The organism is Nonomuraea sp. NPDC049646 (genome assembly GCF_044465525.1).
Lineage (GTDB): Bacteria > Actinomycetota > Actinomycetes > Streptosporangiales > Streptosporangiaceae > Nonomuraea.
Genome location: NZ_JBITLU010000013.1, coordinates 18,368 through 32,004, shown reverse-complemented (window position 1 = coordinate 32,004; position 13,637 = coordinate 18,368). Strand labels below are relative to the sequence as shown.

Below are 13,637 nucleotides of genomic sequence, written 5' to 3'. Positions count from 1 at the left end.
GGGGTACGCGGTTTCTTCGGCCTCGGCACCCGAATCACTTTGGGCATGGAACGGCTCCACATCTTGGCGGCGGGAAAACTACTCGAATTTCCCGGACACAGATCATCCAAGATTTCGCGTCGAGCATTCTTGTTCGATGACCTGCGCGACGAAGGTTCGCCTTCGACAATAACCACGGCCGGGCGCGGCGATTTCTTTCCCTGTGCGGCGTCGGGGCCGGTCGGGCAATCCAGGAGATGCCCCGGACGCGCCGGGAGGCCACGATGCTCCTGATGCCCGGACGGCTCTTCCCGCCGGGCGGATCACCTACGCCGGGTCCCGGCCGCACCGGCGACGAAAGGCTGATCATGAACGGAATCGGCGCGGAGATCGGGATCATCGGCGGGAGCGGGTTCTCCTCGGTCGCCGACGGGGCCCGGGAGGTCGCGCTCACCACCCCGTACGGCGAGCCGTCGGCGCCGATCTCGCTGGCCCGGGTGCGCGGCCGCACGGTCGCCTTCCTGCCCCGGCACGGGCCCGACCACCGCCGGCCGCCGCACCGGATCAACTACCGGGCCAACCTGTGGGCGCTGCACTCGGTCGGCGTGCGCCAGATCCTCGCGCCGTGCGCGGTCGGCTCGCTCCGGCCCGAGCTGGGGCCGGGCGTGATGGTGGTGCCCGACCAGCTCGTGGACCGGACCTGCGGACGCGTCCGGACGTACTTCGACGACGCGGCGGTGCACGTGCCGTTCGCCGACCCGTACTGCCCGGTGGGCCGCGAGACGGTGCTCGACGCCGCGGCGGCGACCGGCCAGGACTGCGTGGACGGCGGGACGACCGTGGCGGTCGAGGGCCCGCGCCTGTCCAGCCGGGCCGAGGCGCAGTGGTACGCCGCGCAGGGGTGGTCGCTGCTCGACATGACGGCCTGCCCGGAGGCGGCGCTCGCCCGCGAGCTGGCCCTGTGCTACGTGCCGGTCGCGCTGGTGACGGACCTGGACGCCGGGCTCGGCGTGGGCTCCGGCGCGCGGCGCGACGAGCTGTTCAGGATCTTCCACGAGGGGCTGGACCGGTTGCGGGCGCTGGTGCTGGCGGCCGTGTCCCGGCTGCCGCGCACCCGTACGTGCGGCTGCGCGCGGGCCCTGGAGGACGCCGCCCTGCCCGCCGACGCCGGCCACCTCGGCCCCCTGCCCGCCTGAAGCGCCCGCCTGAAGTCGCCCCGAGCCGCCTGAACCACCTGAAGCCGCCCCGAGCCCCGAGCCGCCCGAGCCGCCTGAACCGCTCGCGGCTCGTCGAGGCACGGGAAACCCGGGTCCCCTCGGGAACCCGGGTGTGATCGCGGGGCCTACACCGCCATCGGCACGTGCGCGTCCAGGGCGACGCGTTCGACCAGCGCCTCCAGGTTCGGGTCCGCGTCGAAGACGTCCCCGACGTCGATGGCGATGCCCAGCTCCTCCTTGATCCGCCCGACCAGCCGCGCCGCGGCCGCGAACTCCCCTTCCAGGTCGGAGAACGTCGCCGCCTCCAGTCCCTCGGGCACGTCGAGCACCTCGTTCCAGATGTCGCCGACCTTCTCGCGAAGCTCGGCGAGGCTGCGTCCGCCGGTCATGGGCCGTCCCTTCTCAAGGTCTGCTGGTGATTGTCGCAACGGCGCCGCGGCGGCTACATCTCCGAGGATGCCCTGGCCCTGACCTGGCCGAGCAGCGCGTCGAGCGTCCCGTCGCACAGCAGGACGGCCGGTTCGACGGCCACTCCGAGCCGGTCCTCGATCCTGGCGGCCATCCGCAGCGCGGCCAGCGCCGTGCCGCCGAGCTCGCCGAAGGTGGCGCCGGCCTCGTCCGGGCCGGCGCCGAGCACGGCGTTCCAGATGTCGGTGACGTGCCTGTCGACGTCCGCCGGGTCCACGTCGCGCGTCCTCCCGTGAGGCTCCCTTGGGGGGACCATAAGCCGCGGGGGCGGCGGGCGCTTGTCCTGACGTGCGCACTCGGGGCCGTTCGCCCGCGCGGGCCGTCCCGTCCGCGCCGCCAGGTCAGGACGCGGCCCGTTCCGCCTCCCGCGTGCGCGACAGCGCCCGGACAATGCGCGCGTGCCCCTCGTTCCCCCTGGCCAGCACCTCGGCCACCGGGCCGTCGTCGGCGGCGCGCAGGGCGGCGGCGACGCGGCTCAGGTCGCGGGTCAGCTCGTCCAGCAGGTCGGCCACCGGGGTCGCGTTGTGCGCCAGGATGTCCCGCCACATGCCCGCGGGGCTGCCGGCCACCCGCGTCACGTCCCGCAACGCCCCGGCGGCCAGCGACAGACCGCCCGCGTCCCCGTCCCCGTCCCCGCCCGCGTGCGCGTCCGTGTCCTGGGCCGGTCCGGCGGGGCCATCCTGGTCGGCGGTCGCGAACCGGGCGGCGAGCGCGGCCGACAGGACGAGCGGCAGGTGCGACACGGCCGCCGCGGCCCGGTCGTGGACGTCCGGCGCGAGCAGCCGCACCTCGGCCCCGCACGCGGTCGCCAGCGCCGCCACCGTGCCCAGCGCGCGCGGCGACAGCGCCGGGTGCGGGCACAACGCCCACGTCCTGCCCTCGAACAGGCCCGCCCGCGCGGCCCCCGGCCCCGACACCTCCCGCCCGGCCATCGGATGGCCGGGCACGTAGCAGGACAGGTCGCAACCGCCGCGCCCGGCCTCGGCGAGGATCCGCGTCTTGGCGCTGGCCACGTCCGTGTAGACCCGTCCCAGCCCGCGGGCCTGCGCCTCGCGCAGGACGGCGGCCACCGACGAGGGCGGCGTGGCGATCACGACGACGTCGGCCGGCCCGGCCCCGGCCCGCAGCGCGGTGCCCGCGCCCATCCGCGCGGCCTGCGCCAGCGCCCACGGGTCGTGGTCGGCCAGCTCGACCCGGACGCCCGCCCGCCGCAGCGCGCACGCCACGGACGTGCCGATCAACCCACAGCCGATCACCACGACACGGCGGATTGGGGACATGGCCGAACCTCGCTTCCCTCGGACGTCACTCCCCCATGGTCGCGGCGCGAGGCGCCCGGCGGCGGTACGCCGGCCGTCTTCTTGCTGCCGCCCCGCGGCACGTTCCTGCCAGCGCAACCCCAGGTCAAGCCCCTGGACGCGCTCCTACGATCACGACATGTCCTACCAAGACCTGCTGTCCCGCCCGGTACGCCCGCCCGACCGCGTGCTGCGCTACGGCGACCGCCACCCCGACCAGGTGATCGACGTCTACGACGGCGCCGGCCGCGCGCCCCTCGTCCTGCTGCACGGCGGCTACTGGATGGCCGAGTACGACCGGCGGCACGCCCGTCCGATGGCCGTCGCCCTGGCCGCGCTCGGCCATCCGGTCTGGCTGCCCGAGTACCGCAGGGTGGGCCAGGACGGCGGCGGCCACCCGGGCACGTTCGACGACGTGGCCGCCGCGCTCGACGTCGTCCGGGCGGAATGCCCGTCCGGGGTGCTGCTGGTGGGCCATTCGGCGGGCGGTCACCTCGCGCTCTGGTCGGCGCTGCGGCACCGGCTGCCGCCCGGCTCCCGCTGGCACGGCGAGCCGGCGGTCAGCGGCGTGGTGGGGCTGGCCGCCGTCTGCGACCTGGGCGAGGCGTTCACGGCCGGGCTCGGCGGCGGCGCGGCCCGCGCCCTGCTGCACGACCGCGCCGACCTGCTGGACGAGGTGGACCCGGCGCGCCTGCTGCCCTACGACCGGGGCCCGCTGGTGCTGGTGCACGGGGTCAAGGACCGCGTGCTGCCGGTGTCGATGAGCCGCCGCACGGCGGCGGCCGAGCCGTCGGCGGTGCTGATCGAGCCGTCGGACGCCGGCCACTTCAGCCTGATCGACCCCTTGTCGAGCACCTGGCCCCTGATCACCGCGGCCATCGAGGCCGCGGCGGGGCGCAGCGCTGTCAGGACGGCTCGGGCCTGAGCGCCCCGCCCGATCCGGACGCCCCAGCCGAGCGGGACGCCCCGGACGAGCAGGACGGCTCGGACGAGCAGGACGGCTCGGACGAGCAGGACGGTTCGGGCGTGAGGGCGCCGACGACGCGGGCGAGCAGGGCGGCCCACTCCTCGTCGCCGACGGCGTGCAGGTCGGGCGTGACCAGGGCGCTGCCCATGGACAGCAGCAGGCAGAAGTGGGCCAGCGCGGCGGGCGACAGCGCCGGGTCCAGCTCGCCCCGATCCTGGGCGAGGCGGGCCAGCGCGGCCATCGACCCGGCGCGCTCGCCGACGTAGTCGCGCATGGGCCGGGCGACGTCCTCGTCCCGGCGGGCGGCGACGAGGGCCTCGACGATGAGGTAGCCGCGCGCGTCGCGCCGCTGCGGCAGCCAGCGTCCGATCTCCAGCAGCAGGTCGGGGACGGGCCGGTCGGGGTCGGCGGCGAACAGGTCGGCCAGCCCCCGCCGCCCGTGCGCGCGCAGCGCCGCCACCAGCAGCTCGGCCTTGGAGCCGAAGTGCGCGTACAGCGCGCCGTTGCTCACCCCGGCCGCGGCGGCGATGTCGGCGACGCGGGTGCCGTCGTACCCGCGTTCGGCGAACGCCTCCGCGGCGGCGCGCAGCAACCGTTCACGAGTCTCGGCGGCGGTGACGCCGGCGATTCGGCCCATGGCAGCATTAAACAGCCCGCCCACCCGGGACGTGACCATCGACCGGATCCCCCGCCCGCGCCGATCAGTCGTCGAGGGCCTGGTAGAGCGTGGTCCAGAAGTCGTTGATGAGCCGCATCGAGTCCGGGGTGGACATCCCGACCTGAGTGAGCAGGATCCCGGTGAGCCGTCTGGCCGGGTCGGCGTAGGCGGTGGTGCCGGTCCCGCCGTCCCAGCCGAACTGGCCGGCGGAGGCGTAGTCGCCGCGGCGGGTGCGCACCGCCATCCCGAAGCCCCAGCCGCCCTGGAGCCCCTGGCCGCCGGACACGTGGACGATGTTCCCGTACATGGCGTCCCGGGCGGCCTGTTGCGCCGGGGTGAGGCGGTTGGTGGTCATCAGCTCGACCGCGGGCCTGGACAGGATCCGCTCGCCGTCGTGCACGCCGTGGTTCAGCAGCATCCGGAAGTAGGCGTGGTAGTCGTCCACGGTGGAGACCAGGCCGCCGCCTGCGCCCTGGAACGCCGGCGGCCGGGCGGTTCTGCCGCCCTCCGCCGCGTCCCACACCAGGAACTCGCCGGTCGCCGGGTCGGGCCCGTACAGGGGCGGCAGCCGGTCGATCTTCGCGGCGGGCACGTGGAAGGCTGTGTCCTTCATCCCCAGCGGGTCCAGGACGCGTTCGCGCAGGAACGCCTCCAGGGGCCGGCCGGTGACCCTGGCCACGAGCACGCCGACCACCTCGTTGCTGAGGTCGTACTGCCACCGCTCCCCCGGCTGGTACGACAGCGGCAGCTCGCCGAGGCGGCGCATCCACTCGTCCGGGTGCGGCGCCGGCCCGGAGGCCACGCTGTAGTCGGTCCGCTCGAAGGTGGCGGCCCTGATCGGGGAGTCCAGCAGCGTGAAGTCCACGCCGAGGCCGAACGTGGAGGTCAGCAGGTCCCGTACGGTGATCGGCCGGCGCGCCGGCACGGTGTCCTCCAGCGGGCCGTCGGGACGCCGCAGCACCCGCCGGTCGGCCAGTTCGGGCAGCCACGGATCGACCGGGTCGTCCAGCCGCAGCCGGCACTCGTCCAGCAGGACCATCGCCGCCGCCATCGTGACCGGCTTGGACGTGGACGCCATCCGGAAGATCGTGTCCCGGCTCATCGGCGCGCCGCCGTCGTGGCGCATGGTCCCGATCGCCTCGACGTGCGTCTCCTCACCCCGTCCGACCAGGGCGACCAGCCCGGGGATCCGCTTGGACTCCACGTGCCGGGTCAGCACCTCGCGCAGCCGGCGCAGCCCCGCTCCGGAGAAGCCGTTGTCGTTCTCGATCGTCATGGCGGGTCGTCCCTCTTTCGTGGTGGTCGTCGTCCGCACGGCTGAAAGGCGTGGTGGACGGGGCCACCGGGCTTCTTCGAGGTGGCCGTGCGACGAGCCTGGACCCTGCCCCAAGGTCAAGGTCAACCCCGCCGCGACCACGGGCGTCGGGCCCACGCCGTGCGCGCTACCCTCGGCCCTGTGAAGCCCCACACCCCGTACCCGGGCGCGCCGCTCGCCGACCGGCGAGCCGCGCGCGTCCGCCCGCCGTCCGCAACCGCGCCGAGCCGATGACGGACGGGCTCACGATCGGCCAGACGGCGGCCTTCGCCGGCGTCACCGTCAAGACCGTGCGGCACTACCATCGGCTGGGCTTGGTCGCCGAGCCCGAACGCGACGGCTCCGGCTACCGGCGTTACCGGTCGGCCGACCTGGTCCGGCTGGTCCGGGTCCGGACCCTCGCCGCGGCCGGCGTGCCGCTGGCCGAGATCGGCGACCTGCTCGACGCCGATCCCGAGCCGTTCGCCGCCGCCCTGGACGACGTCCGCCGCCGGCTGACCGAGCGCATCGAGGACCTGACCGCGCGCCGCGACACGCTGCACCGCCTGGCCCACGGCGACCGGGTCCTGCTGCCCGACCGGGCCTGCGCCGTCCTGGACCGGCTGGCCGCCCTCGGCTTCGGCCCTGACTACGTGTCCACCCAGCGCGAGGCCATGGTTCTGACCAGGGCGCTGATGCCGGCGATCTTCGACAGCTTCCTGACCCGGCTCGAACACTCACTGGACGACCCCGAGCACGTCGAGCTGACCAGGCGCGCCCTGGAGGCCAGGACCTGGCACCCGGACGACCCGCGCATCGAGGAGCTGGCCTCCGCCCTGGCCGCCAAGCTGCTGGCCGGCCCGGAGCTGCGGGCGATGCCCGACGCGTTCTGGAACCGTTCCGACGCCGCCGCCCGCTACGCGCTGGTCAACCAGCACGGCGAGGGCCGGGAACCGTCCATCGCCCGGCTGAACGCCCTGGTCGAGGCGGAGCTGCGAGCGTCCGGCATCGACCTCCCCCGCCGGTGACGCCGGCGGTCGGGGGCGGTCAGCCGATGCGCAGGGGCAGGGTGCGAGGACCCCGCACCTGACTGGCGGCCCAGGTGACGGCGCCCGGGTCGGCGAGGGTGAAGGCGGGGATGCGCTGGAGCCAGACGTCGAGGGCGGTGCGTAGTTCCATGCGGGCCAGGTGGGAGCCGACGCAGCGGTGGATGCCGAGTCCGAAGGCGGCGTGGCGGTTGACCTCGCGGTCGATGCGGATGTCGGCGGGGTGGTCGAAGTGGGCGGGGTCGCGGTTGGCGGCGGGGAAGGAGAGCAGGACCCAGTCGTCGGCTTTCATGTCGACGCCGTTCCAGTGCATGTCGTTCTTGACGAGGCGGGCCATGGTGACGGGGGCGTAGGCGCGCAGGAACTCCTCCATGGCGGTGGGCAGGAGGGCGGGTTCGGCGACCAGGCGTTCGCGGTCGGCGGGGGTCTTGGCCAGGTGCCACAGGGACGCCCCGATCGCGCTCCAGGTGGTGTCGATGCCCGCGATGAGCAGCAGCGTCATCGTCCCGACGACGTGGACGGGGTCCAGCTTCGCGCCGTTGAGCTCGGCGCCGAGCAGGTAGGTCGTGAGGTCGTCCCGCGGGTGGGCCAGGTGGTCGTGGATCTGCTCGACCAGATAGGACGACAGCTCGGCGATGTGCTCCATCCGTGTCTCGGTGGGCTCGTTCACGCTTTCCAGGGCGTTCTCCACGAACCGCTGGAACCGGCCGGCGTCCTCGGGCGGGAAGCCGAGCATGTCGGCGATCACCCGCATCGGGATGTACTGGGCGTACTCGCGGGCCGCGTCCACGACCTCCCGCCCTTCCAGGCCGTCGATCAGCTCGTGACACAACGCCCTGGTGCTCGCCTCCCGCCTGGCGACCGCCGTCTTGGTGAAGGCGGGCAGCAGTAACTTGCGGGCGTCGTGGTGGAAGGGCGGATCGGACGAGATCGGCGGGACCCCGCCCACCGGCGCGAGCTCCCGGGGCGGCTTGACGTTGCTGACGACGATGGCCCGGGAGGAGAAGCGCTCGGTGTCGTAGGCGATGGCGGCGACGTCCTCGTACCGGGTGGGCAGCCACACCCCGCCGAACCGCTCGGTGTGCGCGATCGGGCAACGCCGCCGCAGGTCGTCCTGGATGGGGTACGGATCCGCGGCCCACTGGGGGTCGACGTGGGAGAAGTCGGTGGCCCAGTCGGAGACCGGCTCAGTGACGATCTCGCTGACGCTGACGGTGCCGCGCAGCCGGTTCCTGCGCGCCTCTTCCAACTGGGGGCCGAAGCGGTCGTCCACGGTCATCTCGCAGCTCCATCCCTGACGTCGATGAACCGGTCGGAGTCGATCTGAGGTGAATCCCACCCTCCCCCGAATTAAAAAAGCATTCATTTGATACGTCAACCCACCACCAAGAACGTCACCGCCGTTGTCCGGCGCGCTCGCAGATGTCAGTACGACACAGGAGGTGTCAGCGGACCCGGCAGCAGGCCATCGGAGATGCCAGTAGGCGCGTACAGCGGGAGGTCCGGCCAGAGAATGATGACGTCCGACCCCGGCGGCCGTGCGCTGGTGGTGGCACCGGCGGACGGCGAGTCGTCCGCATCGGTCGGAAATGTCAGTACAAGATCATACTCTTGCCGACCGTGACCGCTACTCGCACCATCTCGTTCGGCCTCTGGGTTTCCTACGCGCAGGCATATCTCGTTGATGACACTGACGACAACCCTGGCTACGCCACCTTCGCCGATGACCATCCCGACCACCCCGTCGGAATCATTCGCGTGGAGGACGGCGCGGCTCTCCTGCTCACGAGCACACACACGGGCACCCTTGACTTCTCGGTGACCGTGGCCGACCAAGACCCGGGAGCCGACACCGACGGATATGAGGACATTGTGGAGATCAGCTTTCACTCGGAGGCCGGACGGCTCTCGCTGTGCGAGTGGGGAGGCGAAGGCGTTCACGAACTACCCGAACTGCCCTCGGGGCCAGGGTGGTATCGGTTGCGCTATCACGCCGTGAACATGGACGAGGAGTCGGAAGCGGAAGATCGTTATCTGCTGCAGATCCGGCCGGAGCCTGAGTCCGTTCCTCGGGTGGTCAAGAGCACGAGCGCGCACCTCGCCTACTGGCGCGGCGCGGGCTGACGTCCCGGCTTCAGGAGGTTTCCGGTCAGGCCCGATGCCGACATCAACCGCGCTTTCCCATTGACCGGCATGGCCCGGATCCCGACCGGCTGAATCGCCACCTCCGCGAACTGGGCATTGATCCGATCGCCGACGACCACATCGACAACCCCATACCAGCCGCCCTGGCGATCGCCGGCCGGCTCACCGGCGTCCTGATCACCCCAGAGCACCTTCGCGGCCCCATTCTCGGCGCCGCCATTCCGGCTTACTGATCACCTTGACCACCTTCCGTGATCTCGGCACCATGCCGACATGAGTGCCGGCCTGATCATCGCGATGCCTCTCCGGCAGTGGGGGCTGATCGACGCGTCCATGGACAACGACGCCAGCGTCGAGACGGTGAACGGCAATCGCCAGCGGGCCGACCTCGCGCGCAGCATCCGCAGGGCCGGTTGGGATCAGATCGCCCACTGGACACCCGGCATCCCAGGCTCCGGCTCGTGGCCGCCACCGGACGAGATCGTGAAACCCAAGCTCACGATCGCCCAATGGCTGCTCACCATCGACGTCCTCGAACGCTGGGCCGCAGCCGCCGATCGCACCGGACGTCACGAAGCCGCCGCCCGAGAACGCGAGCTCCGAGACCTGATTCTCTCCCGGCTGCAAGCGCACGGCGTCCGACTCCCTGAAGGGGCAGCCGACAGCCCTGGGCCATCACTCAAGGGAACGTGATCTTCGACCCGGTACTGCCGACTTCGATGACGCGAGCATCCGTAATTCAACGCCCATCGAAATGACAGTGCCCAGGTCGAGGGCAGGGTCCACCGCCACCTTCGCTGCGTCCGGACAGCCGTTGTCCGGCGACGGCCACCGGCACGCCGTCCGGTTCTGCGGCCGCGAACCGATCTTGATTCGGTACAGGTGACGCAAGGCATCGCTGCCTGACCCGGCTACGACCATGCCCCGCCCTGTGTGATGCTGAGCGCGTTTGCGCCTACCTCATGACCTCGGAGAACGCCTGTTCTCCTCCCTCGGGCCCGGCCCTGGTCGCCATCCCAGCTTCGCCGGAATCCGGGCTGACGGAGGCGGCTTGGACGAGCGCCGGGTGCCGTCATGGAAGGCGTCGTAGGACGCTATGCTCTCGCCCCAAGTGATCATCCTGTCCGTTTATGAAAGCGGTGCCACGAGTCGTCTATCACGCCGTCGTACGATGTTTGCAGCAATGGGATTGGCGATCGGAACGGTCGCATTGACCTCGGGCGCGAGTTATGCGTCGGGAGTGTCGCGAGCCCCACCGCCGCCACGGCGTCGGAACCCGTGGCGAACACCGTGCAGGTCCCCTTGGTCGCCCCCTACAACAGCGCCTTCCCATTCCCGCCGGGCCGGCAGTTGAGCGCGGCGCCGAACAGCTGGAAATACGGCACGGCGACGAATGCGCCCCTCGCCCAGCTCGGTCTCACACAGACCCGTGTCTGGTTGGCGTTCAATCAGGCGTACGACGTCACGACCGCGACGCCGCGGTATTCCAAGTGGTACGACTACCTGGAGGCGTACGCGTCACGGTCGGACGAGCTCGTGGTCAACTGGCGCTCCGACTACGACCTTTGATCACCAAGGGCACCTTCACCCGAGCCGAACTGTTCGCCGCAGAACCTCCGGCAGGTCACGCCACCGACTGCCGGGACGAACCCACCACTTCACCGCATTGAACAGCCGCCGCAGATCCGGGATCGGCCCCCGCTCGCCCAGCGGTGAATGGGGCTCGATCAAGGACCATTCTTCGTCGGTGAGGTCTCCACGCGCCATGTTCGATGGCCTACCGGCGCCACCGGCCATACCGCAGGCGATCCCTCTGATCTCAACTCCGTACAGGCCTTGGATCGGTGAGCGTGGCATCGATCCGCCCGAGGCTGGGGTGAACAGCCGTGAACGACATGCGCCCCCCTTCGTAGCTGACATGTGAGAGGGGAGAAACCGACAATTCCCGGCCCCGTCCGGCGGCCCGTTGCACGCCATGCCCATCAAGGAGCGGCCGGCACTACCGACCCCCGATGGCGCAGTACCAACGCACTGTCACGGCGGGGGACGTCAACGGCGGAACCCGGGACTGGCACGTCGTCCATCTGTCTCAAGTGGAAGGGAGAAGTCGTACGTGAGAACGAGTTGCGAGAGTGGATCGGCGGTTCGGGCAGTCCTCCACCGGAGGATTTGATCTTGCTCTGGGAATGGATCGTTCATGAGACCGCGGGCGCCTTTGTGCCGACCGGCCCTCTTGATCTACGACCGCCAGGAGTTCCAAGGCGCGGTTTCAAGATCCAGTAGGTGCCTTGAGCATCTTCCCATGCTGGTCCTACCGTCCTGGCCATGCGCCAGATCGACGACGTGGACGTGCTCAAGGTCATGACCAGCCGGTTCCGGATGAAGCTCTTCAGCCTCCTGTTCCGGATCGGCCCGGTCACGGTGAGCGAGCTCGCCAGACGGATGGACGCCGATCCCGGCCAGGTGAGCTATCACCTGCGGCAAATGCAGCCACATGGGTTGATCGAGGACGTCCCGGAGCTCGCCCGGGACAGCCGGGAACGCTGGGTGCGGGCAGCTTTGACCGGGTGGGCCTTGGTGCGGGACTTCGAAGCCCCGGAGGCCAGAGCCGCGCTTCAGGCGTGGACTTCACAGTGGGTGATCGACCAGTTCGAGCGGCTGCGGGACTTCGAACGCACTCATATGACACTTCCCGAGGACTGGCGCCACGCGTCCTTCGGAAGCAGCCGCCACCTTCGCCTCACCAAAGATGAGCTCGCACAGCTCGCCGAGCAGCTCAATGCCGTACTGAAGCCGTGGCGGGAACTGACCCAGGCGCGCGTCGAGTCGAGCGAGCCTCCGCCGGACACCCGCCCGATCTTCATCTTCTACCACGCATTCCCGGAAGAGCCCTGAGGAGCCTTCCGTGTATTTCATGCATGAGGAGTGGGGTCGCGCCTACCTCGCTGAACAGCGAGCCGATGCCGCACGCTTACGCACCATCCCGCCACGCTCGCGCCGGCGTCTTCTTCCGCGCCTACGCGGTCGGTTCGCGGTCACCCTCCGCCGCCTCGCCGATCACCTCGAACCTTCCTGATGCTCCTGAGGTCGCCGGCCCATTGACGCCGAGACGCTCCGGTCTGCCCGGCTCTGAGACATCTGAGCATCGCATGGTCCTTACGCGGGCCAAGAAAGACCGATCCCCTGCTGGCTACGGTCTATGTCGATACGCGAGCGCCGCAGAGACTGCTGGGCCAAAATGGCCCGCATGTCCACCATGCCCGAAGATCACGTTGAGACCGCGACCCCCTCCCCACTCAACGACTACGACAGGATGGCTGAGGGTTACACGGCCGAGAACGAAACCAGTCTGCTCAACGCGTACTACGAGCGGCCCGCGATGCTGGAGCTTGCCGGGGACGTGGCCGGAAGGCGCATCCTCGACGCCGGTTGCGGCTCGGGTCCCCTGTTCGCCGAGCTGCGCGATCGGGGCGCCGTCGTGACCGGCATCGACGCGAGCGCCGGGATGCTGGAACAGGCCCGGCGGCGGCTGGGCGACGACGCGGACCTGCGGGTCGCCGACCTGACCGAGCCGCTGCCCTTTCCCGACGAGGCGTTCGACGACGTCGTCGCGTCGCTGGTGCTGCACTACCTGGAGGACTGGGGGCCGACACTGGCCGAGCTTCGACGCGTGCTGAGGCCTGGTGGCAGGCTCCTCGTCTCGGTCGACCATCCTTTCAGCGTCGCTCTCTTTCAGCACATGGCCGGGGAAAGGCCCAAGTACTTCGAGACCCGCAGCCGGACCGAAGAATGGGTCATGGGCGGGCAGACCGTCCAGATGAGGTTCTGGAACCGGCCGCTGCATGCGATGACCGAGGCCTTCGCCGCGGCGGGGTTCCGCATCAGCGTCATCAGCGAACCGCCGTTCGTGCCGGAGGCCCGCGAAGTGTTCGCCGAGGAGCTCCGCGAGTTCGAGCCGACCCGCACGAGGTTCCTGTGCTTCTTGTTCTTCGTTCTCGAAGCCGGCTGACTTCAGGCAGAGGTTGGCCTTCGGTTCTGTACGGTCATCTTCGCTGACACTCTCGGTTCTGCCGGTTTGCGATCATTGGAAGCTGCTGTCCGGGACGATCAGAAGGAGGTCGCGTGTCGGTCAGCGGTTCGCGTTCGAGAGTCTTGGCGTTCTTCGGCGTCCTCACGGCTGCGGTCATCGTGGTTGCGGCGATCGTGGCCTTCCGCGACACCGATGACCAGCGATTCATCCGCTCGGCGGCCGAGGTGGAGGCGTTCGCCCGCACGGTGAGGGAGGGGGACCGGCTCGGCCCCCGCGCCGTCGGCGGGATGGACTTCGAGGAGGTCCGCCGCGAGCACGGTGTGGTCGTCTTCCAGCAGGGCGAGGCCCTGCAGAGCCCCTACGGTTACGCCTGGAGCCCCCAGGGCGATCCGGCTCCGATCCTTGAGGACGTGGAGTGGTCGGAGGACCACGTCGATCACCATTTCGAGCATCTGGAGGGCGACTTCTACTCCTGGCAGGGAAGGCGCTGACACGCGACCGCCGGTGGCGAGGGGACGGCGCGCAATGCCGGGAA

General features: G+C 70.8%; 17 protein-coding genes. 10 read left to right on the top strand and 7 right to left on the bottom strand.

Annotation, left to right across the window (positions count from 1 at the left end):
- The first annotated feature begins 272 nt into the window (after window positions 1-272).
- On the top strand, window positions 273-1,175 hold the full coding sequence (locus tag ACIBQ8_RS33820; protein ID WP_397193977.1) for an S-methyl-5'-thioadenosine phosphorylase: 903 nt from the start codon (window positions 273-275) through the stop codon (window positions 1,173-1,175).
- Window positions 1,176-1,321: 146 nt separating this feature from the next.
- On the opposite strand, the gene ACIBQ8_RS33815 is transcribed toward ACIBQ8_RS33820, so the two are convergent.
- From ACIBQ8_RS33815 to ACIBQ8_RS33805, 3 genes are all read right to left on the bottom strand, one after another.
- Window positions 1,322-1,585 (bottom strand): phosphopantetheine-binding protein, encoded by a 264-nt coding sequence (locus ACIBQ8_RS33815; RefSeq protein ID WP_364338564.1) that lies wholly within the window; start codon window positions 1,583-1,585, stop codon window positions 1,322-1,324.
- A gap of 53 nt (window positions 1,586-1,638) precedes the next feature.
- Window positions 1,639-1,881, bottom strand: a complete 243-nt coding sequence (locus tag ACIBQ8_RS33810) for a phosphopantetheine-binding protein (protein ID WP_397193976.1) — start codon at window positions 1,879-1,881, stop codon at window positions 1,639-1,641.
- 124 nt (window positions 1,882-2,005) lie between these two features.
- Window positions 2,006-2,944 (bottom strand): prephenate dehydrogenase/arogenate dehydrogenase family protein, encoded by a 939-nt coding sequence (locus ACIBQ8_RS33805; RefSeq protein ID WP_397193975.1) that lies wholly within the window; start codon window positions 2,942-2,944, stop codon window positions 2,006-2,008.
- Window positions 2,945-3,101: 157 nt separating this feature from the next.
- Here ACIBQ8_RS33805 and ACIBQ8_RS33800 point away from each other — a divergent pair, with 157 nt between their 5' ends.
- Window positions 3,102-3,887 carry an alpha/beta hydrolase family protein gene (locus tag ACIBQ8_RS33800; protein WP_397193974.1) on the top strand — a complete coding sequence of 262 codons (786 nt, stop codon included), beginning with the start codon at window positions 3,102-3,104 and terminating at the stop codon, window positions 3,885-3,887.
- Here the strand turns inward: ACIBQ8_RS33800 and ACIBQ8_RS33795 are convergent.
- Together ACIBQ8_RS33795 and ACIBQ8_RS33790 are read right to left on the bottom strand one after the other, a co-directional pair.
- Window positions 3,868-4,566 carry a TetR/AcrR family transcriptional regulator gene (locus tag ACIBQ8_RS33795; protein WP_397193973.1) on the bottom strand — a complete coding sequence of 233 codons (699 nt, stop codon included), beginning with the start codon at window positions 4,564-4,566 and terminating at the stop codon, window positions 3,868-3,870. The two genes, ACIBQ8_RS33800 and ACIBQ8_RS33795, sit on opposite strands and share 20 nt — an antisense overlap.
- 64 nt (window positions 4,567-4,630) lie before the next feature.
- Complete coding sequence (locus ACIBQ8_RS33790) at window positions 4,631-5,863, bottom strand: serine hydrolase domain-containing protein (protein ID WP_397193972.1); 1,233 nt, start codon at window positions 5,861-5,863, stop codon at window positions 4,631-4,633.
- Between the two features lie 269 nt (window positions 5,864-6,132).
- On the opposite strand from ACIBQ8_RS33790, the gene ACIBQ8_RS33785 reads away from it, so the two are divergent.
- Entirely contained in the window at window positions 6,133-6,909 is a 777-nt protein-coding gene (locus tag ACIBQ8_RS33785) for a MerR family transcriptional regulator (protein ID WP_397193971.1), read from the top strand.
- A gap of 19 nt (window positions 6,910-6,928) precedes the next feature.
- Here the strand turns inward: ACIBQ8_RS33785 and ACIBQ8_RS33780 are convergent, their stop codons facing one another.
- Window positions 6,929-8,206 carry a cytochrome P450 gene (locus tag ACIBQ8_RS33780; RefSeq protein ID WP_397193970.1) on the bottom strand — a complete coding sequence of 426 codons (1,278 nt, stop codon included), beginning with the start codon at window positions 8,204-8,206 and terminating at the stop codon, window positions 6,929-6,931.
- 332 nt (window positions 8,207-8,538) lie between these two features.
- On the opposite strand from ACIBQ8_RS33780, the gene ACIBQ8_RS33775 reads away from it, so the two are divergent.
- From ACIBQ8_RS33775 to ACIBQ8_RS33760, 4 genes are all read left to right on the top strand, one after another.
- Window positions 8,539-9,051, top strand: a complete 513-nt coding sequence (locus tag ACIBQ8_RS33775) for a hypothetical protein (protein WP_397193969.1) — start codon at window positions 8,539-8,541, stop codon at window positions 9,049-9,051.
- Window positions 9,033-9,305: a DUF6461 domain-containing protein gene (locus ACIBQ8_RS33770; protein ID WP_397174865.1), complete on the top strand. Its 273-nt coding sequence runs from the start codon at window positions 9,033-9,035 to the stop codon at window positions 9,303-9,305. Before ACIBQ8_RS33775 ends, ACIBQ8_RS33770 begins: the two co-directional genes overlap by 19 nt.
- Window positions 9,306-9,345: 40 nt before the next feature.
- The gene (locus ACIBQ8_RS33765; protein ID WP_397193968.1) at window positions 9,346-9,765 is read left to right on the top strand and encodes a hypothetical protein; all 420 of its coding nucleotides are present in this window, start codon (window positions 9,346-9,348) and stop codon (window positions 9,763-9,765) included.
- A gap of 585 nt (window positions 9,766-10,350) precedes the next feature.
- A complete protein-coding gene (locus tag ACIBQ8_RS33760; protein ID WP_397193967.1) occupies window positions 10,351-10,641 on the top strand; it encodes a hypothetical protein in 291 nt (96 codons plus the stop codon).
- 15 nt (window positions 10,642-10,656) lie between these two features.
- Here ACIBQ8_RS33760 and ACIBQ8_RS33755 read toward each other — a convergent pair whose 3' ends face one another.
- Window positions 10,657-10,839: a transposase gene (locus ACIBQ8_RS33755; RefSeq protein WP_397193966.1), complete on the bottom strand. Its 183-nt coding sequence runs from the start codon at window positions 10,837-10,839 to the stop codon at window positions 10,657-10,659.
- 558 nt (window positions 10,840-11,397) lie between these two features.
- Between ACIBQ8_RS33755 and ACIBQ8_RS33750 the strand changes: the two genes are divergently transcribed.
- From ACIBQ8_RS33750 to ACIBQ8_RS33740, 3 genes are all read left to right on the top strand, one after another.
- On the top strand, window positions 11,398-11,967 hold the full coding sequence (locus tag ACIBQ8_RS33750) for an ArsR/SmtB family transcription factor (RefSeq protein ID WP_397193965.1): 570 nt from the start codon (window positions 11,398-11,400) through the stop codon (window positions 11,965-11,967).
- A 343-nt stretch (window positions 11,968-12,310) separates the two neighbouring features.
- Complete coding sequence (locus tag ACIBQ8_RS33745; RefSeq protein ID WP_397174864.1) at window positions 12,311-13,081, top strand: class I SAM-dependent methyltransferase; 771 nt, start codon at window positions 12,311-12,313, stop codon at window positions 13,079-13,081.
- A gap of 113 nt (window positions 13,082-13,194) precedes the next feature.
- The gene (locus ACIBQ8_RS33740; protein WP_397193964.1) at window positions 13,195-13,593 is read left to right on the top strand and encodes a hypothetical protein; all 399 of its coding nucleotides are present in this window, start codon (window positions 13,195-13,197) and stop codon (window positions 13,591-13,593) included.
- Window positions 13,594-13,637 lie beyond the last annotated feature (44 nt).